Raw genomic sequence first — 18,825 nt, 5'->3', positions numbered from 1 at the left:
GCACGGCGAAGGCAAATGCAGCTCGACGGACACGATGGCGTGAGAGTGGTTGCCTGTGCAGCCGGGAGGGGGTAATCGAAAGATCCCGCCCGCGCTTTCCGCATCCTCCCCTCTTGAGCCCGCAGGTCATCGCCTTGTCTTCTTCCGCTCGCCCCGTTTTCGACCGCACCTTCTCCGCCTTCCTCTTCGACATGGACGGCACGATCATCAACTCCATTCCGGCGACGGAGCGGGTGTGGAGCAACTGGGCGCGGAAACACGGTCTCGACGTCGCGACCTTCCTGCCGACCATGCATGGCGTGCGCGGCATCGATACGATCACGCGCCTCGGCCTGCCGGGCGTCGACCCGATTGCGGAAGCGAAGGAGGTCGAGCAGCAGGAGATGGATGACGTCGAGGGCATCGTGCCGATTTCCGGCGCGATCGATTTTCTGAAGTCGCTTCCGGTCGGCCGCTGGGGCATCGTGACCTCCGCGCCGGTGGCGCTCGCCCGCCGCCGCCTTGCCGCAACCGGCATCCCGTTGCCGGAAGTCATCGTGACGGCCGATGACGTGACCAAGGGCAAGCCGGCGCCGGATGGCTACCGGTTGGGCGCACAGAAGCTGGGGTTTGATTCGGCCGATTGCCTGGTTTTCGAAGATGTGCCGGCCGGAATTCTCGCTGGCGAAGGGGCAGGCGCCCATGTCGTCGTCATGACGGCGACGCACCATCACCCAATCGAAACGGGCCATCCGCTGCTGCAAAACTACGATGGCGTGAGCGCCGAGCAGGACGCCGACGGCAAGCTCAGGCTGTTGCGCGCCGCAGGCTGAGCCACGGCGCGCGACGTTTGAAGGTTTAGTGCGCGCCGGACATGTCGCCGAGCACGTCCTTCGATGCGACCGTGGAATCGGCGTTCAGCGTGTAGACCATCGGCACGCCGGTCGCGAGGTTGAGCTTCAGGATCTCGTCCTTCGTCAGCTTGTCGAGCACCATGACGAGCGCGCGCAGCGAATTGCCGTGCGCGGCGACGAGCACCTTTTCGCCGCGCAGCACGCGGGGCAGGATTTCCGTGAGATAATACGGCCAGACGCGGGCGCCGGTGTCGCGCAGGCTCTCGCCGCCCGGCGGCGGTACGTCGTAGGAACGGCGCCAGATATGGACCTGCTCCTCGCCCCACTTTTCGCGGGCATCGTCCTTGTTCAGGCCGGAAAGGTCGCCGTAGTCGCGCTCGTTCAGCGCCTGGTCGCGGATCGTCTCGAGGCCCTGCTGGCCGATCTCGTCGAGAATGAGCGTCAGCGTCTTCTGGGCGCGGGAGAGGTCCGACGTGAATGCGATGTCAAACTTGATGCCGGTCTCGGCAATCGCCTTGCCGCCGGTCTTGGCCTCCTCGACGCCGAGAGCCGTCAGGTCCGGATCACGCCAGCCGGTGAAGAGATTTTTCAGGTTCCATTCGCTCTGGCCGTGGCGAACGAGGACGAGGGTTCCGCTCATATGGTCTGTCTCCCGAGTGTTGGATTTCAGTTGAGCCCGAGCACGTCGAGCATGGAATAGAGGCCGGGCTTTTTGTCGCGCGCCCAGAGTGCTGCCTGTACCGCGCCGCGTGCAAAAATCGAGCGGTCGGTCGCGCTGTGCGACAGCGTCACCATCTCGCCTTCGCCGGCGATCATCACCGAGTGGTCGCCGATGACCGAGCCGCCGCGCAGCGTCGCAAAGCCGATCGTGCCGGCAGGGCGCGGGCCGGTATGGCCGTCGCGCACGCGCACGGAATTCTCGGCAAGCGCAATACCGCGGCCCTTGGCGGCGGCATTGCCGAGCAGCAGGGCGGTGCCGGAGGGTGCATCCACCTTGTGCTTGTGGTGCATTTCCAGCACTTCGATGTCCCAGTCGGTGGGGCCAAGCGCCCGCGCGGCGGTTTCCGTCAGCACGCCGAGCAGGTTGACGCCGAGGCTCATATTGCCGGACTTGACGATACGGGCATGGCGGGCGGCGGTCTTGATCTTCTCGTCATCCGCGGCCGAGCAGCCGGTGGTGCCGATCACATGCACGATGCGCGCCTGGGCGGCGAGGCCGGAAAATTCGATGGATGCTGCCGGTGCGGTAAAGTCGAGCACGCCTTCCGCCGCGACAAAAGCTTCCAGCGGCTTGTCGGTCACCGGAACGCCGATCGGGCCGAGGCCTGCCAGTTCCCCCGCATCACGACCGATGAAGGGCGAGCCCTCGCGTTCGATCGCGGCAAACAGCTCCGCACCCTCGATGGCGTGGATCGTCCGGATCAGCGTCTGGCCCATGCGGCCCGCAGCGCCCACGACGACCAGCTTCATTGCGTTGCCGCTCATTGTCCCGTCCCTACTGTCTGGAGCGCATACACGCTCCTTACTCTTGTTTTCACGCAATCCCGAACGCAAAACCGCTCAACGCTTTTGCTGGAACTGCTCTACTTGCCGGTGATGCCTGCCGGTGCCTGGAGGCTGTTGAGGCGAGCGTAAAGGCCGTTGTCGCGGCCCGCAAGCGCCTCATGCGAGCCCTCTTCGGCGACCTTGCCGTCCTGCATCACGATGATCTTGTCGGCGCGCACGACGGTCGACAGCCGGTGCGCGATGACGACGACGGTACGTCCGCTCATCGCTTCGTCCAGCGCCTTCTGCACGGCCTGTTCCGATTCGGTGTCGAGCGCCGAGGTCGCTTCGTCGAGCAGCAGGATCGGCGCATTGCGCACCAGCGCGCGGGCGATCGACAGCCGCTGGCGCTGGCCGCCGGAGAGCGTCACGCCGTTTTCGCCGACAGGCGTCTCGTAGCCGAGCGGTTGGGCGAGAATGAAATCATGCGCATAGGCGTGGCGCGCGGCTTCCTCGATGTCCGCGTCCGTCGCGTCCGGGCGGCCGTAGCGGATGTTGTCGCGGATCGTGCCTTCGAACAGATAGGGCTGCTGCGAAACATAGGCGATGGCGTTGCGCAGCGATTGCTTGGTGACATGGGCGATGTCCTGCCCGTCGATCAGGATCTCGCCCTCTACCGGATCGTAGAAGCGCGGAATGAGGCTGATCACCGTCGACTTGCCGGCGCCGGACGGGCCGACGAGCGCGGTCGTCTTGCCACCCTCGGCGGTGAAGGTCACGCCCTTCAGGATCGTCTCGGTCTCCGAATAGCCGAAGCGCACATTCTGGAAGGTGATCGTGGCATTGGTGATTTCGAGCGGTTTCGCATCTGGCCGGTCGGCCTGGCGCGGCTGCAGATCGAGGATCTCGTAGATCATCCGTGCGTTCACGACCGCGCGTTCCATCGAGACCTGCAGGCGAGCAAGGCGCTTGGCCGGGTCATAGGCCATCAGCAGCGCCGTCACGAAGGAGAAGAAGGCGCCCGGCAGCACGCCGCCATAGATCGAGCGGTAGGCCGCATAGCCGAGCACGCCGGAAATGGCAAAGCCGGCAAAGGTTTCGGTCATCGGCGCGGTGCGCTCGGTCAGCCGCGCGATGCGGTTGGAGCGGCTCTCGGCCCGGCCGATAATGTCCTCGACCTTGGCCGTGAGCTGGCCCTCCATAGTGAAGGCCTTGACGATGGCGATGCCCTGGATGGTTTCCTGCATGGCGCCGAGAACGTGGCTGTTCAACTCGACGGATTCGCGTGTCGCGCTACGCAGGCGCCTGGAAACATAACGCAGGCCGTAGATTAGCGGCGGCGCGATGACGAAGACGATGAGCGTCAGCAGCCAGTCCTTGGAGATCATCACGCCGATGAGGGCGACGAGGGTCAGGAAGTCGCGGGCGACGGAGGTCACCGTCATGTTGAGCACGTCGCGGATGCCCGTGACGTTCTGGCTGATCTGGGCGGCAAGGTAGGCCGAGCGCGACTCGTTGAAAAAGCCGACGCTGAGCGCCATCAGGTGCGAATAGAGGCGTCGCTGGTAACGCGCGACGATGTTGTTGCCGATCTTCGACAGGATGACGGCCTGGAAATAGGTGGCAAAGCCGCGCAGCACGAAGGCAATGAAGATCGAGACGCAGATGATGGCGACGAGGTCGGCGCGCTTGTTGGCGAAGGCCTCGTTGACGACGGCTTCCATGATCCAGGCGGTAAAGCCGGTCGTGCCGGCAACCACGGCCAGGCAAAGAATGGCGATCACATAGCCGCGGACGTGCTCGCGGCCATTTTCGGCGATGATGCGCTTGAGCACGGTGGCGACGGTGTCGGAGCTGACATGTGGGCGCTCGGTTCGACTCTTATCGGCCAATAGTCTGACTTTCCTGCACGGTCTCGACCGGCGTGAGCCGGTCTGTTGGCCGCTCTATAGGACGCCGGTCCCTCTTTGGCGAGTCCGTGGCGGCGTGAAGCGCTGCCCGGTGTCTCACCTTTTCCAGTGGCGTCCCTCGGTTGCAACACCAAAACGGTCCGGCATGCGGGCGAAGGCGGCAAGCCCGGCAAGGGCTGCGACCGGGTGGGTGACCACATAGGTCGGGATGGATTTCAGCAGCGCATTGTGCGGGGCCTTGTCCTCGAAGGCGGCGCGGAATTCCGGTCCGCGCAGTGCGGGCAGGATTTTTTGCGAGATGCCGCCGGCGAGGAACACGCCGCCCTTGGCCATGAAGATCATCGCCATGTCGCCGGCGACGCGGCCGAGATAGGTTGAAAACAGCGAGACGGTCTCGATCGCCGCGCGGTCCTGCTGCGCCAGCGCCTTCGCGGTCACGTCGGCGGGGGTTTCCAGTGGCGCATCGACGCCGTCGGCTGCGGAGACGGCGCGATAAATGTTCATGATGCCGCGCCCGCACAGCAGCTGTTCGGCGGAAATGCGGCCCTCGATCGGCTCGAGGAAGGGCCAGATCTGGTAGTCGCGCTCGCTGCGCGGGCCGACATCCACATGGCCGCCTTCGCCCGGGACCGGGAACCAGGTGTGGCGGGCATGGACAAGGCCGGCGACGCCAAGCCCGGTGCCGGGGCCGAGCACGGTGCGCGAGGCGGCGTTGCGCTCGATGCCGGGGCCGATTTTTTCGCGGTCGCCCTCGCCGAGCGAGGCGATGGCAAGCGCCTGCGCTTCGAAATCGTTGACGAGCAGCACGTCCTCGAAGCCGAGATTAGCGATCATGTCACGCGGCCGTACCACCCAGGGGCAGTTGGTTAGCGGAACCTCGTCGCCCTCGATCGGGCCGGCAAGCGCCAGGATCGCCGAGCGCGGCTGGACCGAGCTCTTGTCGAGGATGCATTGCTGGAGCGCATCGTCGATATTGGCAAAGTCGGCGGTCTGGACGATCGGGAACTGTTTCGGCTCGGCGAAGACGTCGACCAGCAGCGCGAAACGCGCATTGGTGCCGCCGATATCGCCGACGAGGATGGGGAAGGGGAGGTTCGTTTCGTTGTCGCTCGGCCTTGCCATCAAGCTGTCCCGTTCTTTTCGCGTGGATGTGCTGCTTTTCGCTATCTGCGGCAGAGGTTGCCGTCAATCGCCGGCAAAGTCGAGCAGGTGTTCGGCCGTGGCGCGGTTCAGCGCCATCGGAATGTCATAGACGATGGCCAGCCGCATCAGCGCCTTGACGTCCACGTCGTGCGGCATGGGGGTGAGCGGATCGACGAAGAAGACCAGGAGGTCGACCTCGCCTGTCGCAATCAGCGCGCCGATCTGCTGGTCGCCGCCGAGCGGGCCGCTCTTAAGCCGGGTCACGTCGAGGCTGGGACAGGCTTCCAGCACCCGGCCGCCGGTCGTGCCGGTGGCGACGATTCTTGCCTGCGCCAGCACCTTTTCGTTCTGCAGCGCGAAGGCTGCCATGTCGTCCTTCTTCTCGTCATGCGCGATGAGCGCGATGCATTTCTGGCGCGACATGGGCGTTCCCCGAAGGTTTTAAATCGATTTGAACGCCTTATACAAAAGCGGCGGAGCCTTGAAAAGCCCCGCCGCCGGATCGCCTATTGAAACGGCCGTGGAATCGGGATCGGCACGATGGCGGGCAGCGTGGTGTCGGCGGCAATGACCGATTCGATCGTGCGGCCTGCACTTCCGCCACCGCTGGAGAAGGCGAGCGCCGTCGAGGTGCCGCCATTGCCCTGATAGGTCACCTCCTGCTCGGAGGCCGGCGAGGCGCCGGCAAGCACCGTGCCGCAGGCCTTCGGCAGATCCGAGAGCTTGAGGTACCAGGGCTTGACGGGCTTGGCGTCCTTCTTCGGTTTGGGCTTTGTCCAGGGCTCCTTGGTGAACCACCAGTCAAGCGAGGCATCGCAGCCATCGCCGGCCGCTACCTTCGCCTGCGGCTTGCAGCCCGCGACCCCTTCCGGGCATTTGATGCGGATGTGGAAGTGCTCATCATGGCCGTAGATCGGCCGCACCTTGCCGAGCAGCGAACGGTCGCCCTGCCAGGTGTCGCAGAGCTTCTTCTTGATCGCCGGATTGACGAAGACGCGTTCGACCTGCGGATAGCTCGCCGCCTTCATGACGAGGCGGGCATGGGTGGATGTCCAGCGCCGCGAATCGACGGTCAGGAACTTGCTCTTGTCGAGCATCGAGGTGAAGGGCAGTTCGTCGCGCTCCTGCGCGGACAGCCGCCGGTCGGGCATCGGCGTGAACCAGATGTCGGCATCGAGACCGACCTGATGCGAGGCATGGCCCGACAGCATCGGTCCACCGCGCGGCTGCGAAATATCGCCGAGCAAAAGCCCCGGCCAACCGAGTTGCTGGGCATCCTGGGAGAATTCTTCCAGAAGCGCGATCATCTGCGGATGGCCCCAGCGCCGGTTGCGCGACAGGCGCATCGCCTGCCAGGCCGGGCCGTCCGTCGGGATCGCCACCGCACCGGCAATACAGCCCTTGGCATAGGAGCCATAGGAGGCCGTCGCCATCTTGGCCGGCAGCCGTTTTGATCCGAAAAGCTCCTTGGCGGGCCGTTCCTCGGCAGCCAGTGGCTGGGCAAGTGCGGTCAGCGCAAGGCCGGCGGCGATCAGGCAGGTGGTCAGGCGGGAAATCAGGGTATGCACGGGCATTGTCCGGTCTCGAAGTCGCAATCGTTGCGAAAGGTTAAAGGATCATCCTTTCGCGGAAGTGAATCGGTGCCCCGAATAGGCGCGGCAAAAACAGCCGCTTTGATGGCAGGCCTGTCATTTGCCCGGATTTTGCCTATTCTCTGCTGCAAGCTCCGGCGAAATCACGGAAAGGGAATTGGCATGCATTCAGCCTTCGGGAGAACCTTGTTCACGGCGGCACTGGCTTTATCGCTGGCGGTCGCGACCGGCACGAAGGCCCAGGAAGCGAAAGATCCGGTCTGGCGCAGCGGCATCTCGACGATCGGCGAGCTGAAGCATCCGAACGGTTTTGAGCGCTTCGATTACGTCAATCCCGATGCACCGAAGGGCGGCGAGCTGAAGCTTTCCGAAACCGGCACCTACGACACATTCAACCCGATCCTTTCGAAGGGCGAAGCGGCGACTGCCGTGACATCGCTCGTTTTCGATACGCTGCTGAAATCCGCCGAGGACGAGATCACCGCCTCCTACGGCCTGCTCGCCGAGGGCGTTTCCTACCCGGACGACATTTCGTCTGCCACCTTCCGGCTCCGCGCCGAGGCGAAGTGGGCGGACGGCAAGCCGGTGACGTCGGAGGATGTGGTCTATTCCTTCGACATGGTGAAGGAGCACAATCCGCTTTTCGCCAACTACTATCGCCATGTAGTGTCAGCCGAAAAAACCGGCGAGCGTGATATTACCTTCCACTTCGACGAGAAGAACAACCGCGAACTGCCGAACATTCTTGGCCAGTTTCCGATCATTCCCAAGCACTGGTGGGAAGGTCAGGACGGCAAGGGCAACAAGCGTGATATCAGCAAGACGACGCTGGAGCCGGTTATGGGCTCCGGGCCGTACAAGATTGCGTCATTTCAGGCCGGCGGTTCCATCCGCTTCGAGCGACGAGACGACTACTGGGGCAAGGACCTCAATGTGAATGTCGGTCAGCACAATTTCGGCACGATCACCTACACGTTCTTCAACGACAAGACAGTTGAGTTCGAGGCTTTCCGCGGCGGCAACGTCGACTTCTACCGAGACAACAGCGCTAGCAATTGGGCGACTCGCTATGATTTTCCGGCCGTGAAGGATGGCCGCGTGGTGCGCGAGGCGATCGAGAATCCGCTACGTGCCACCGGCATCATGCAGGCCTTCGTGCCGAACCTGCGCCGCGACAAATTCAAGGACCAGAAGGTGCGTGAGGCACTGAACTACGCCTTCGACTTCGAAGATCTGAACCGCAACCTCGCCCACAATGCCTACCAGCGCGTCGACAGCTACTTCTGGAACACCGAGCTTGCCTCCTCCGGCCTGCCCGAGGGCCGCGAGAAGGAGATTCTGGATGAACTGAAGGACAAGGTTCCCGCCGCCGTCTTCACCACGCCCTACACCAACCCCGTCAATGGCGATACGCAGAAGGTGCGCGAAAACCTGCGCAAGGCACTCGCCCTCTTTAAGGAGGCCGGCTACGAGCTGAAGGGAAATAAGCTGGTGAATTCGAAGACCGGCGAGCCTTTCGGCTTCGAGATTCTTCTTTCCAGCCCCTCCTTCGAGCGCACGGTCTCGCCCTTCGTCAACAGCGTGAAGAAGATCGGCATCGATGCCCGCATGCGCACCGTCGACGCCTCGCAATACACCAACCGCGTCCGAAGCTTCGATTATGACATGATCTATGGCATCTGGGCGCAGACCCTGGTGCCGGGCAACGAACAGAGCGACTACTGGGGCTCCGCCTCGGTCGACCAGCCGGGTTCGAAGAACTATGCCGGCATTGCCGATCCGGCAATCGACGACCTGATCAAGAAAATCATCTTCGCGTCTGACCGGGACGAGCTGATCGCGACGACCCGTGCGCTAGACCGCGTGCTGCTGGCGCATCACTACGTCATACCGCTTTTCTACTCCAAGGCGCAGCGCGTCGCCTACTGGAACCACCTGACCCATCCGCAGGAGCTGCCCTATTACGGCACGGGCTTTCCGGATGTCTGGTGGTCGAAAAATGCCGCGAAATGAGCCGGGGCTTGCGCCGCAAGGCCGGCTGGGCTCCATATAGCGACGACGAATCACCCTCGCCGCGCGTCGGCGGGGCCTGCCGGTCTGCGGAACATGCAACGGCGAAACGGGAAGGGTTGGGCTTGACCGACTGGACATCCACGCGGCGTGCGAAAGCACATCCGACACGAGTGCGAAGCGGTTTTGCGCCCGAGATTGCACGAGGCCGGCGACAGATGCTGGCGGGGATCCGCTGATGGGTGCCTATATCCTACGTCGCCTCCTGCTGATGATCCCGACGATCCTCGGCATCATGGCGATTTCCTTCGCCATCGTGCAGTTCGCGCCGGGTGGCCCGGTTGAGCAGGTGATCTCCGACCTGACCAGCCAGAGCTCTGGCGACCGGCTTTCCGGCGGCGGCGAAATGCTGCAGAGTACCGGCCAGGATGGTGCCTACCGCGGCTCTCAGGGGCTTGATCCGGAATTCATCGCCAAGCTGGAAAAGCAGTTCGGTTTCGACAAGCCGCCGCTCGAACGCTTCGTCACGATGATGTGGGATTATCTCCGCTTCGATTTCGGCGAGAGCTTCTTCCGCAACACCTCCGTGATCGACCTTATCGCCCAGAAGATGCCGGTCTCCATCTCGCTCGGCGTCTGGATCCTCATCCTGTCCTACGCGATTTCCATTCCGCTCGGCATCCACAAGGCGGTGAAGGACGGGTCGGCCTTTGACGTGTGGACGTCCGGCATCATCATCGTCGGCTATGCGGTGCCGAGCTTCCTCTTCGGCATCCTGCTGATCGTGCTTTTTGCCGGCGGCTCGTTCTTCGACTGGTTTCCGCTGCGCGGCATTGTCTCGGACAATTTCGACAGCCTCGCCTGGTGGCAGAAGCCGCTCGACTATTTGTGGCACATGACCCTGCCGCTGATCACGCTGCTGCTCTCGGCTTTCGCCACGACGACGCTTCTGACGAAAAACTCCTTCATCGACGAGATCAAGAAGCAATACGTCACGACAGCGCGCGCCAAGGGCCTGACCGAGAACCAGGTGCTCTATGGTCACGTCTTTCGCAACGCCATGCTGATCATCATCGCCGGTTTCCCCGGCGCCTTCATCTCGGCCTTCTTCACCGGATCGCTGCTCATCGAATACATCTTCTCGCTCGATGGCCTTGGCCGCCTCGGCTATGAATCCATCATGAAGCGGGACTATCCCATCGTCTTCGCCACGCTCTTCATCTTTTCGCTGATGGGCCTCGTCGTCAGTCTCATTTCCGACCTTCTCTATACCTGGGTCGATCCGCGCATCGATTTCGAGCGGAGGGATGTGTGATGAGTGCCGTTACCGATGCAAAACCCGTAGCACCGTCGCGCAAGGGCTTGCTCAATCCGACCAATCTGCGTCGCTGGGAAAACTTCAAGGCGAACCGCCGCGGCTACTGGTCGCTCTGGATCTTCCTCGTCATCTTCGTCCTGAGCCTGTTTGCCGAGTTCATCGCCAATGACCGGCCGATCATGGCGTCCTATAAGGGCGAACTGCTCTTCCCCGTGGTCATCGACTATCCGGAAGAGAAGTTCGGCGGCTTCCTGGCGGAAACGGACTACTCCTCGGATTTCATCAAGGAAGAAATCAATGCGAACGGCTGGATGATCTGGCCGCCGATCCGCTATTCCTACAGCACGACTAATTCCAACATTCCCCGTTCCGCGCCGACCAAGCCGTTCTGGCTGATGGATGAGGCAGAGCGTTGCTCCGGTTATCCGGGCGGCGCAGCGGACCCGAACTGCAATTGGAACAGCCTCAACTGGCTCGGCACCGATGATCAGGCGCGCGACGTGCTCGCCCGCGCGATCTACGGGTTTCGCATCTCGGTGCTGTTCGGCCTGGCGCTCACCATTGCCTCGGCCATCGTCGGGGTCACGGCCGGCGCCATACAGGGCTATTTCGGCGGCTGGACCGATCTCCTGCTGCAGCGCGTCATCGAAATCTGGTCTTCGATGCCTGTGCTCTACATCCTGCTGATCATCGCCTCGATCCTGCCGCCCGGCTTCTGGATCCTGCTCGGCATCATGCTGCTGTTTTCCTGGGTCGGCTTTGTCGGCGTGGTGCGCGCGGAATTCCTGCGCGCCCGTAATTTCGAATATGTGCGCGCGGCGCGTGCGCTCGGTGTCGGCAACATCACGATCATGGTCCGGCATCTCCTGCCAAACGCGATGGTCGCGACGCTGACCTTCCTGCCGTTCATCCTCTCCGGCTCGATCACCACGCTCACCTCGCTCGACTTCCTGGGCCTTGGCATGCCGCCTGGCGCGCCGTCGCTGGGTGAACTGATCGCGCAGGGCAAGAACAATCTCCAGGCCCCGTGGCTCGGCTTCACCGCTTTCGCCGTCATGTCCATCATGCTGTCGCTGTTGATCTTCGTCGGCGAAGCGACGCGTGACGCCTTTGATCCGAGGAAGACCTTCCGGTGAGCGCTCCCGAAAACATCCTCTCCGTCCGCGATCTCTCGGTCGCCTTCCACCAGGGCGGCAACACGTCGACCGCGGTCGACCATGTCTCCTTCGACATCCGTCGCGGCGAGGTCGTGGCGCTGGTCGGTGAATCCGGCTCGGGCAAGTCGGTGACGGCCAATTCGATCCTGCGGCTGCTGCCCTATCCCGCCGCAAGCCACCCCTCCGGCGAGATCGTCTTCAACGGCAAGGACCTGCTGAAGGCCTCCGACGCCGAGTTGCGCAACGTGCGCGGCAACGACGTCACGATGATCTTCCAGGAGCCGATGACCTCGCTCAACCCGCTGCATTCAATCGAGCGGCAGATCGGCGAGATCCTCGAACTGCACCAGGGCATCGAGGGCGCCGCCGCCCGCACCCGTATTCTCGAACTGCTCAATCAGGTCGGCATCCGCGAGCCGGAAAAGCGGCTGGCCGCCTATCCGCACGAGCTGTCCGGCGGCCAGCGCCAGCGTGTCATGATCGCCATGGCGCTCGCCAACCGCCCGGAACTGCTGATCGCCGACGAGCCGACCACCGCGCTCGACGTTACCGTGCAGGCGCAGATCCTGGCGCTCTTGAAAAACCTCAAGGAAGAGCACGGCATGTCCATGCTCTTCATCACCCACGATCTCGGTATCGTCAAAAAATTTGCCGACCGGGTCTGCGTGATGACCAAGGGCAAGATCGTCGAGACCGGTCCGGTGGAGGAAATCTTCTCCAACCCGCAGCATGCCTATACGCGCCACCTGCTCGCCTCCGAGCCGAAGGGCCTGCCGCGGCCGGGCGATGACAGCCAGCCGATCATCATGGAAGCGGAGGACGTCAAGGTCTGGTTCCCGATCAAGGCGGGTTTCCTGCGCCGCGTCGTGGATCATGTGAAGGCGGTGGATGGCATCGATCTCAAGCTGCGTGCCGGCCATACGCTCGGCGTGGTCGGCGAATCCGGCTCCGGCAAGACGACGCTCGGCCTTGCGCTGACCCGGCTTATCGCATCGAAGGGCCGCATCGCCTTTGTCGGCCAGGACATTGCCGGCCACTCCTTCGGCGAGATGCGGCCGCTGCGGCGGCGCATGCAGATCGTCTTCCAGGATCCCTTCGGCTCGCTGTCGCCGCGCATGTCGGTCGCCGACATCGTGGCGGAAGGCTTGAAGATCCACGAGCCCTCGCTGTCGGAGGCCGAGCGCGACCACCGCGTCGCCTCTGCGCTGGAAGAAACCGGGCTCGACCCGACGACCCGCTGGCGTTATCCGCATGAATTTTCCGGCGGCCAGCGCCAGCGCATCGCGATCGCCCGCGCCATGGTGCTGAAGCCGGAATTCGTCATGCTCGACGAGCCGACCTCCGCACTCGACATGAGCGTGCAGGCCCAGGTCGTCGAGCTGCTGCGCGATCTCCAGGTGAAGCACAATCTCGCCTATCTCTTCATCAGCCACGACCTGAAGGTCGTGCGCGCGCTTGCCAATGACATCATCGTCATGCGCGGCGGGCGCGTAGTGGAGAAGGGCTCGGCGAAGGACGTCATCGAGCGGCCGAGCGAGGCCTATACCAAGGCGCTGATGGCCGCTGCCTTCAATCTCGAGGCCGTCAGAAGCGAGACAATCAGCCAATAGTCGGCAGCCAATAGCAGGAAACAGCATGACGAAAAGCCCGGTCATCATCGATCTGAAATTCGATCAGGAACAGGTCGCAGCAGCCCTCAAGGGCGCCTTTCCCGATCGCGAGGTGATCAACCTGTTGCATCCGGCAAGCCGCAAGCGCGATCTCTCCGGCATCGACTATGCCGTGGTGTGGAAGCCGGGCGCCGATCTCTTTTCGCGTGCAAAGGACCTCAAGGTCGTCTTCTCCGGCGGCGCAGGCGTCGATCATGTGCTGACGCTGCCCGGCCTGCCGGACGTTCCGCTCGTCCGTTTCGTCGACGAGACGCTGACGACGCGCATGAGCGAATGGATCGTCATGCAGTGCCTGCTGCACCTGCGCCAGCACCAGGCCTACGAGGCGCAACGCCAGACACGCGTCTGGCGCGAGCTCGTTCAGCCGGAGGCCAAGGAACTCACCGTCGGCGTCATGGGTTTCGGCGTGCTCGGGCAGGATGCGGCGGCGAAGCTGAAGGCGCTCGGCTTCAACGTCATCGGCTGGTCGCGCAGCCGCAAGCAGGTCGATGGTTTCGAGACCTTCGATGCGAGCGGCCTCGACGCATTCCTTGCGAAAACGGATATCCTCGTCGGCCTGTTGCCGCTGACGCCCGACACCAAGGGCATCTTCAACACCGGTCTCTTCACCCGTCTCAGCCGCAAGGGGCCGTTCGGTGCTCCGGTCTTCATCAATGCCGGCCGTGGCGGCAGCCAGGTGGAAGCGGATATCGTCGCCAGCCTTAATGACGGCACGCTGCGCGGCGCCTCGCTCGATGTCTTCCAACAGGAACCGCTGCCGCTCGAAAGCCCGCTCTGGTCGATGGACAAGGTGTTCATTACGCCCCACGCCGCCGCCGCCTCGGACGTCGCGGCGCTCTTTCGCCACGTCGCCGGCCAGATCGAACGGCTCGAAAGCGGCAAGCCGCTGGAGTATCTGGTCGATCGCAGCGCGGGATACTGAGGACATACCTTCTCGGCCGGTGATGCCGGGTCGAGGCCGACATCATGGAAGGTTTTGGATCAGGGCCGCCGGTAACCCGTCGGCTGCTGATAAAGCCAACCGATACGCTCGATGGCCGCATCCAGGCCCTCTCGCGCCACGCTCATCGTGTGGCCGTTGGCGTGGAGGATGGTTTTTTCGTCTTCCATGATCGCCACATGGCCCTTCCAGAAGACCAAGTCGCCGCGACGCAGCGCATCGCGTTCGATCCGCGTGCCGAGGCCGGCAGCCTGCATGTCGGAATCGCGCGGTGCCGTCCGGCCCGTCATCATCATCGACAGCTGCACGAGAGCCGAGCAATCGAGGCCGAAGCCGGAGCGCCCGCCCCAGAGATAGGGCGTTTCGAGGAAACGGGAAGCGATGGCGACATAGTCGTCGCCTGCCGTCTCGCCGACGGCCAGGCAATGGCCGGCGACGACGGACTGCCCACTCACCAGCGTGAGATATCGCGTGCCGCGCGTTTCGCTTTCACCGATGACCGTTAGCCGGCTTCCAATCGACAGGGCAAAGGCGGCGGGCGTTTTGAGGTCAGGGCCGGAATAGGCGAAGGTGCGCGGCACCGCGACGACGTGGGTCGCGGCGGCGTTGCCTACATCGAGTGCCGTGTCCGGCAGATAGCCGACATAACCGTCGAAATCGGACTTAACCCAGGCCCAGCCATCCGCCCGGTCGAGAACGCGCACGACTTCGCCGAACAGCAGTTCCGTATCGATGCCGGCGCTGCTCTCCGGCCGGGGACGAAGGGCGGCGACGGGCAGGACCACACGCGCCGGCGTGCCTGTCACGTAGCGGTCTGCCGTGACGGTGCCGCGCAGGGCTTCGTCGGCGAGATCCGGACGGTAGGCGTTGAGGCGGCGGTCGGGCAGGGCGTTCATCGGTCTGGTCCTAGGGTATTTGGCTCAGGTGGTCTGGGCGCGGCCCCGGGCGATGATGAGATCGCCCAGGCGTTCGAGATAGAGCGCGCCATCCACGGTACGCTTGATGACGACATTGCGGCGATCGCGGTCGTCGCGCGTGCGGGTGACGAGGCCGAGTTCGCCCATCGTGTCGAGCGCGCGGGTGATGACCGGCTTGGTGACGCCGAGTTTGGACGCCAGCCCGCGCACCGTATGCGGCGGCGGCACGAGGTAGATTTCAAGCAGGATGGCGAGCTGGCGCAGCGTCAGGTCACGACCATCCTGCTGCACCTGCTGCGACGTCACCTCGTGCCAGAGGCCGAGCGCCTGCGATGGGGTCAGATCGAGCGGCACGGCGCCTCCGGGCCTGAAAAGCCTGTCCGCCTTCCACGAAGGCGGTCCAGACCTGTTGTCCCGCATTTGCGTTAGCGTTTCGTTACGCTACCGTATCGTTTACCCGAAGGGAAGCGGCTCGTGTCAGGCGGTCGCCTTGCGCAGATGGTGGTAGAGCGCGCGGATCGCCTGCGCCTCGCCGCCGACCGGTGAATGCGGCCGCTCGGCCTGCGCCCAGCCATAGATGTCGAAATGCGCCCAATGCTTGTTGCGCGTGACGAAACGCTTCAGGAAGAGCGCTGCCGTGATCGAGCCCGCCATGCCGCCGGAAGGGGCGTTGGTGAGGTCGGCGATACGGGCGGACACGTCCTTGTCGTAGCCCATATAGAGCGGCATGCGCCACATCGGGTCGTCGACGGTCAGGCTCGCCTCGGTGAGATCATGGGCAAGGTCGTCGTCGTCGGTGAAGAACGGCGGCAGGTCCGGCCCGAGCGCTACGCGGGCAGCCCCGGTCAATGTTGCCATGTCGATGATGAGATCGGCATCCTCCTCGTCGGCATAGGCGAGCGCGTCGGCAAGAATCAGGCGGCCTTCGGCGTCGGTATTGTCGATCTGCACGGTCAGGCCCTTGCGGCTCCTGTAGATGTCACCGGGGCGGAAGGCGTTGGCGGAGATCGAGTTTTCGACGACGGGAACCAGCACGCGCAGGTCCACCTTCAGCTTGGCGTCCATGATCATCAGCGCAAGGCCCATGACGTTGGCCGCACCGCCCATGTCCTTCTTCATGAGAAGCATGGAGGAGGCAGGCTTGATGTCGAGGCCGCCGGTGTCGAAGGTAACGCCCTTGCCGACGAGCGTCACGCGCTTGTGGCCCTTCTTTCCCCAGCGCAGTTCGAGCAGGCGCGGTGCCTGCGCCGAGGCGCGGCCGACCGTGTGGACCAGCGGGAAGTTCTCCTTGAGCAGGTCGTCGCCGGTGATGACGGAGACCTTGGCCTTGTAGTGTTCGCCGAGCGCGCGGAAAACGTCTTCCATCGCTTCCGGGCCCATGTCGTTGGTCGGGGTGTTGATGAGGTCGCGGGCAAGGAAGACGCCGGCAAGCTGGCGCTTGATGTCCGTGGCGTCGGCGTCGCTCGGAATGAGCAGCGTCGGCGCCTCCGAGGTCGAGGCCTTGTAGCGCTCGAAGCGGTAGCTGCCGAGGCCGTAGCCGAGCGCCAGGCGGTTTGCCGTCAGCGGCGCGGTCTCGATATGCCAGTCGCCGGCCGGCAGCGCACGGGCGAGCTTGCCCGTCAGGAAAGGGGCATCGGAGGGGTTCTTGCCGAGGCCAAACAGGGCGCCGCCGAGATGGCCTTCCGCCGTGGGTACCATCAGGAGTGCGCCGGTTTCCGCCTTGAAGCCGGCCCGCTTGGCCCAGTCGAGCGCGATCGGATCGATCGTCCCGGTTTCGATATGGGCGGGCGTGATGGCGAAGATCGGCAGCGTCTTGCCGTTCTTCGTGTTGAAGGGAGAGGGCCGGTCGATGAACTGGAAGGGGGCCATGTCGGAACCTTTGGGCAAGCGTTGGAGCAAATCCAGCGGATGTGCTCTCGAATCGGGCAATTAACACTCTGTTAGGGTTAACAGATTATTGCTTGAGCGGAGATTGCGGCGTGATTCCTAACCGCCGCGACATGCGGAAATCGCTTCGGGGACTCAAAATGGCCGCTTCCGTCACACATTCATCGCTTCGTTCGCGGTTTTTGCGCGGTGCTGCCCTTGTTGCCATCGCCACGATGGTGGCGGGCTGCGCGGGCAAGAGCAACCTCACCACCGGCTCCATCCCGAAATTGTCGAAGCCGGTCGGCGAGATGAACGCGACGGAGCTGCGCGGTGCCGCTGATACGATCGGCCGCGCCTATGAGAAGAACCCGAAGGACCGCGCCGTCGGCATGAACTATGCCAACGTGCTGCGCATGAACGGACGCAACGACCAGGCGCTTGCCGTCATGCAGCAGGTGGCCATCAACAATCCGAACGACCGCACCGTGCTTGCGGCCTATGGCAAGGCACAGGCTGCCGCCGGCCAGCTCGAGCAGGCGTTGAACACCATCCTGCGCGCCCAGACGCCGGACCGGCCGGACTGGCGGCTGAAATCGGCGGAAGGCGCGATCCTCGATCAGCTCGGCCGCGCCGGCGATGCCCGGGAGCGCTATCGCGAGGCGCTCGACATCAACCCGAACGAATCCTCGATTCTCTCCAATCTCGGCATGTCCTACCTGCTGGCCAGGGATCTGAAGACCGCCGAGACCTACCTGCGCAACGCGGCAGCCCAGCCGGGCGCCGACAGCAGCGTACGCCAGAACCTCGCGCTTGCGATCGGCCTGCAGGGTCGTTTCCAGGAGGCGGAAACCATTGCCCGACAGGAGCTGACCGCCGAACAGGCCGAGGCGAACGTCACCTATCTGCGTTCCATGCTGACGCAGCAGAATTCCTGGAAGAAGCTCGCCGCCGACGACAGCGGCAACACGAACTGACCTGAAGTGCCTCCCAAGCACAAACTTAGCCCCGGCCGATAGTCTCGACCGGGGCTTTTTCGTGAGTGCTGGTCGGGTCAGAACCGGTCGGAGACCTGGATGCCGGCCGGGCCGAGAATGACGGCGACCAGTACGGGCAGGAAGAACAGGATCATCGGCACGGTGAGCTTCGGGGGAAGGGCGGCCGCCTTCTTTTCCGCCTCGTTCATGCGCTGGTCGCGGCATTCCTGCGCAAGAACGCGTAGCGCCTGGGCGAGCGGCGTGCCGTAGCGTTCCGCCTGGATCAGCGCCTGTGTGACGGACTTGACCGTGTCGAGGCCGGTGCGCGTGCCGAGGTTTTCATAGGCCGCGCGCCGTTCCTGAAGAAAGGAGAGTTCCGCCGTCGTCAGCACCAGCTCTTCGGCAAGCTCCGGCGATGCCATGGCGATTTCGTCGGCCACGCGCTTGAAGGCGACTTCGATGGAAATACCCGATTCCACGCAGATCAGCATCAGGTCCAGCGCATCGGGCCAGGACCGGCGGATCGATTTCTGGCGCTTGCCCACCTGGTTGGAGACGAAGATGTTCGGCGCGTAGAAGCCGATATAGGCGATCACCACCGTTGCCAGGACCCGCATCGGGAACGGTTTGTCGCCGAGAAAGCCGAGGTAGAAGATATAGAAGGCGCCGACGGCGAAAAAGACGAAGGGCAGCACGAAACGCGCGAAGAGGAAGACGTTGAGCGCGTTCTGGGAACGATAGCCGGCCTGGCGCAACCGGTTCATCGTGTTGGCATCGACCAGCGCCCCGCGCAGGTTAAGCCGGTCGACGACGCGGCGCACCGAGACGTTATGCTGCGCGCGCAGCGATGCCTTGCTCTGCACGCCCTCGGCATTCAGCCGCGCCCGTTCGCGCGCCCGCATCTGGTCGCGTTCGAGCGAGACGGACTTCATGCGCTTTTCGAGGTCGCTGCGGTCGAAATAGGGGGCCGCCAGCGTGTAGAAGGTCGCGAGAACCGCGACCATCAC

Annotated in this window: 17 protein-coding genes; 7 read left to right on the top strand and 10 right to left on the bottom strand. The window is 63.8% G+C overall.

What is annotated here, in order from left to right; translation table 11 throughout:
- Positions 1–134: 134 nt before the first annotated feature.
- On the top strand, positions 135–812 hold the full coding sequence (locus ACT6VE_RS19295; protein WP_444800132.1) for an HAD family hydrolase: 678 nt from the start codon (positions 135–137) through the stop codon (positions 810–812).
- Between the two features lie 25 nt (positions 813–837).
- Here the strand turns inward: ACT6VE_RS19295 and ACT6VE_RS19290 are convergent, their stop codons facing one another.
- The 6 genes from ACT6VE_RS19290 to mepA form a co-directional block, all read right to left on the bottom strand.
- Positions 838–1,473: a 2,3-bisphosphoglycerate-dependent phosphoglycerate mutase gene (locus ACT6VE_RS19290; RefSeq protein WP_444800131.1), complete on the bottom strand. Its 636-nt coding sequence runs from the start codon at positions 1,471–1,473 to the stop codon at positions 838–840.
- Between the two features lie 26 nt (positions 1,474–1,499).
- Positions 1,500–2,318: a 4-hydroxy-tetrahydrodipicolinate reductase gene (gene dapB / locus ACT6VE_RS19285; protein ID WP_444800130.1), complete on the bottom strand. Its 819-nt coding sequence runs from the start codon at positions 2,316–2,318 to the stop codon at positions 1,500–1,502.
- A 98-nt stretch (positions 2,319–2,416) separates the two neighbouring features.
- Positions 2,417–4,210 carry an ABC transporter ATP-binding protein gene (locus tag ACT6VE_RS19280; RefSeq protein ID WP_444800129.1) on the bottom strand — a complete coding sequence of 598 codons (1,794 nt, stop codon included), beginning with the start codon at positions 4,208–4,210 and terminating at the stop codon, positions 2,417–2,419.
- A 114-nt stretch (positions 4,211–4,324) separates the two neighbouring features.
- Positions 4,325–5,350 (bottom strand): glucokinase, encoded by a 1,026-nt coding sequence (locus ACT6VE_RS19275; protein ID WP_444800128.1) that lies wholly within the window; start codon positions 5,348–5,350, stop codon positions 4,325–4,327.
- 63 nt (positions 5,351–5,413) lie between these two features.
- Positions 5,414–5,794 carry a methylglyoxal synthase gene (locus ACT6VE_RS19270; RefSeq protein ID WP_444800127.1) on the bottom strand — a complete coding sequence of 127 codons (381 nt, stop codon included), beginning with the start codon at positions 5,792–5,794 and terminating at the stop codon, positions 5,414–5,416.
- A gap of 83 nt (positions 5,795–5,877) precedes the next feature.
- Positions 5,878–6,945: a penicillin-insensitive murein endopeptidase gene (gene mepA / locus ACT6VE_RS19265; RefSeq protein WP_444800126.1), complete on the bottom strand. Its 1,068-nt coding sequence runs from the start codon at positions 6,943–6,945 to the stop codon at positions 5,878–5,880.
- Between the two features lie 180 nt (positions 6,946–7,125).
- On the opposite strand from mepA, the gene ACT6VE_RS19260 reads away from it, so the two are divergent.
- The 5 genes from ACT6VE_RS19260 to ACT6VE_RS19240 all read left to right on the top strand — a co-directional run bounded on the left by ACT6VE_RS19260 (position 7,126) and on the right by ACT6VE_RS19240 (position 14,040).
- A complete protein-coding gene (locus ACT6VE_RS19260; protein WP_444800125.1) occupies positions 7,126–8,976 on the top strand; it encodes an extracellular solute-binding protein in 1,851 nt (616 codons plus the stop codon).
- A 235-nt stretch (positions 8,977–9,211) separates the two neighbouring features.
- A complete protein-coding gene (locus ACT6VE_RS19255) occupies positions 9,212–10,288 on the top strand; it encodes a microcin C ABC transporter permease YejB (protein WP_444800124.1) in 1,077 nt (358 codons plus the stop codon).
- Complete coding sequence (locus ACT6VE_RS19250) at positions 10,288–11,427, top strand: ABC transporter permease (protein ID WP_444800123.1); 1,140 nt, start codon at positions 10,288–10,290, stop codon at positions 11,425–11,427. The genes ACT6VE_RS19255 and ACT6VE_RS19250 overlap by 1 nt, the downstream gene beginning before the upstream one ends.
- On the top strand, positions 11,424–13,058 hold the full coding sequence (locus ACT6VE_RS19245; RefSeq protein ID WP_444800122.1) for an ABC transporter ATP-binding protein: 1,635 nt from the start codon (positions 11,424–11,426) through the stop codon (positions 13,056–13,058). Before ACT6VE_RS19250 ends, ACT6VE_RS19245 begins: the two co-directional genes overlap by 4 nt.
- Positions 13,059–13,083: 25 nt before the next feature.
- Positions 13,084–14,040 carry a 2-hydroxyacid dehydrogenase gene (locus ACT6VE_RS19240; RefSeq protein WP_444800121.1) on the top strand — a complete coding sequence of 319 codons (957 nt, stop codon included), beginning with the start codon at positions 13,084–13,086 and terminating at the stop codon, positions 14,038–14,040.
- A 59-nt stretch (positions 14,041–14,099) separates the two neighbouring features.
- Here the strand turns inward: ACT6VE_RS19240 and ACT6VE_RS19235 are convergent, their stop codons facing one another.
- The 3 genes from ACT6VE_RS19235 to ACT6VE_RS19225 form a co-directional block, all read right to left on the bottom strand.
- Complete coding sequence (locus ACT6VE_RS19235; protein ID WP_444800120.1) at positions 14,100–14,954, bottom strand: C40 family peptidase; 855 nt, start codon at positions 14,952–14,954, stop codon at positions 14,100–14,102.
- 24 nt (positions 14,955–14,978) lie between these two features.
- Positions 14,979–15,329, bottom strand: coding sequence for a MarR family transcriptional regulator (locus ACT6VE_RS19230; RefSeq protein ID WP_444800119.1), 351 nt, complete (start codon positions 15,327–15,329; stop codon positions 14,979–14,981).
- Positions 15,330–15,452: 123 nt separating this feature from the next.
- On the bottom strand, positions 15,453–16,844 hold the full coding sequence (locus ACT6VE_RS19225; protein WP_444800198.1) for a leucyl aminopeptidase family protein: 1,392 nt from the start codon (positions 16,842–16,844) through the stop codon (positions 15,453–15,455).
- Positions 16,845–17,002: 158 nt separating this feature from the next.
- Here ACT6VE_RS19225 and ACT6VE_RS19220 point away from each other — a divergent pair, with 158 nt between their 5' ends.
- On the top strand, positions 17,003–17,818 hold the full coding sequence (locus ACT6VE_RS19220; protein WP_444800118.1) for a tetratricopeptide repeat protein: 816 nt from the start codon (positions 17,003–17,005) through the stop codon (positions 17,816–17,818).
- Between the two features lie 77 nt (positions 17,819–17,895).
- Here ACT6VE_RS19220 and ACT6VE_RS19215 read toward each other — a convergent pair whose 3' ends face one another.
- Positions 17,896–18,822 carry a type II secretion system F family protein gene (locus tag ACT6VE_RS19215; protein WP_444800197.1) on the bottom strand — a complete coding sequence of 309 codons (927 nt, stop codon included), beginning with the start codon at positions 18,820–18,822 and terminating at the stop codon, positions 17,896–17,898.
- Between the last annotated feature and the right edge of the window lie 3 nt (positions 18,823–18,825).

The organism is Shinella sp. (assembly GCF_052438155.1).
In the GTDB taxonomy this organism is placed as follows: Bacteria; Pseudomonadota; Alphaproteobacteria; order Rhizobiales; family Rhizobiaceae; genus Shinella.
This window is presented reverse-complemented; position numbering and strand designations above follow the sequence as displayed.

Excerpts from the sequence above, each read along its gene's own strand:
- ACT6VE_RS19235 (WP_444800120.1), bottom strand. The coding sequence starts at position 14,954 with ATGAACGCCCTGCCCGACCGCCGCCTCAACGCCTACCGTCCGGATCTC.
- ACT6VE_RS19275 (WP_444800128.1), bottom strand. The coding sequence starts at position 5,350 with ATGGCAAGGCCGAGCGACAACGAAACGAACCTCCCCTTCCCCATCCTC.
- ACT6VE_RS19270 (WP_444800127.1), bottom strand. The coding sequence starts at position 5,794 with ATGTCGCGCCAGAAATGCATCGCGCTCATCGCGCATGACGAGAAGAAG.
- ACT6VE_RS19255 (WP_444800124.1), top strand. The coding sequence starts at position 9,212 with ATGGGTGCCTATATCCTACGTCGCCTCCTGCTGATGATCCCGACGATC.
- ACT6VE_RS19240 (WP_444800121.1), top strand. The coding sequence starts at position 13,084 with ATGACGAAAAGCCCGGTCATCATCGATCTGAAATTCGATCAGGAACAG.
- mepA (WP_444800126.1), bottom strand. The coding sequence starts at position 6,945 with ATGCCCGTGCATACCCTGATTTCCCGCCTGACCACCTGCCTGATCGCC.
- ACT6VE_RS19215 (WP_444800197.1), bottom strand. The coding sequence starts at position 18,822 with ATGGTCGCGGTTCTCGCGACCTTCTACACGCTGGCGGCCCCCTATTTC.
- ACT6VE_RS19250 (WP_444800123.1), top strand. The coding sequence starts at position 10,288 with ATGAGTGCCGTTACCGATGCAAAACCCGTAGCACCGTCGCGCAAGGGC.
- ACT6VE_RS19260 (WP_444800125.1), top strand. The coding sequence starts at position 7,126 with ATGCATTCAGCCTTCGGGAGAACCTTGTTCACGGCGGCACTGGCTTTA.
- ACT6VE_RS19290 (WP_444800131.1), bottom strand. The coding sequence starts at position 1,473 with ATGAGCGGAACCCTCGTCCTCGTTCGCCACGGCCAGAGCGAATGGAAC.
- ACT6VE_RS19220 (WP_444800118.1), top strand. The coding sequence starts at position 17,003 with ATGGCCGCTTCCGTCACACATTCATCGCTTCGTTCGCGGTTTTTGCGC.
- dapB (WP_444800130.1), bottom strand. The coding sequence starts at position 2,318 with ATGAGCGGCAACGCAATGAAGCTGGTCGTCGTGGGCGCTGCGGGCCGC.
- ACT6VE_RS19225 (WP_444800198.1), bottom strand. The coding sequence starts at position 16,844 with ATGGCCCCCTTCCAGTTCATCGACCGGCCCTCTCCCTTCAACACGAAG.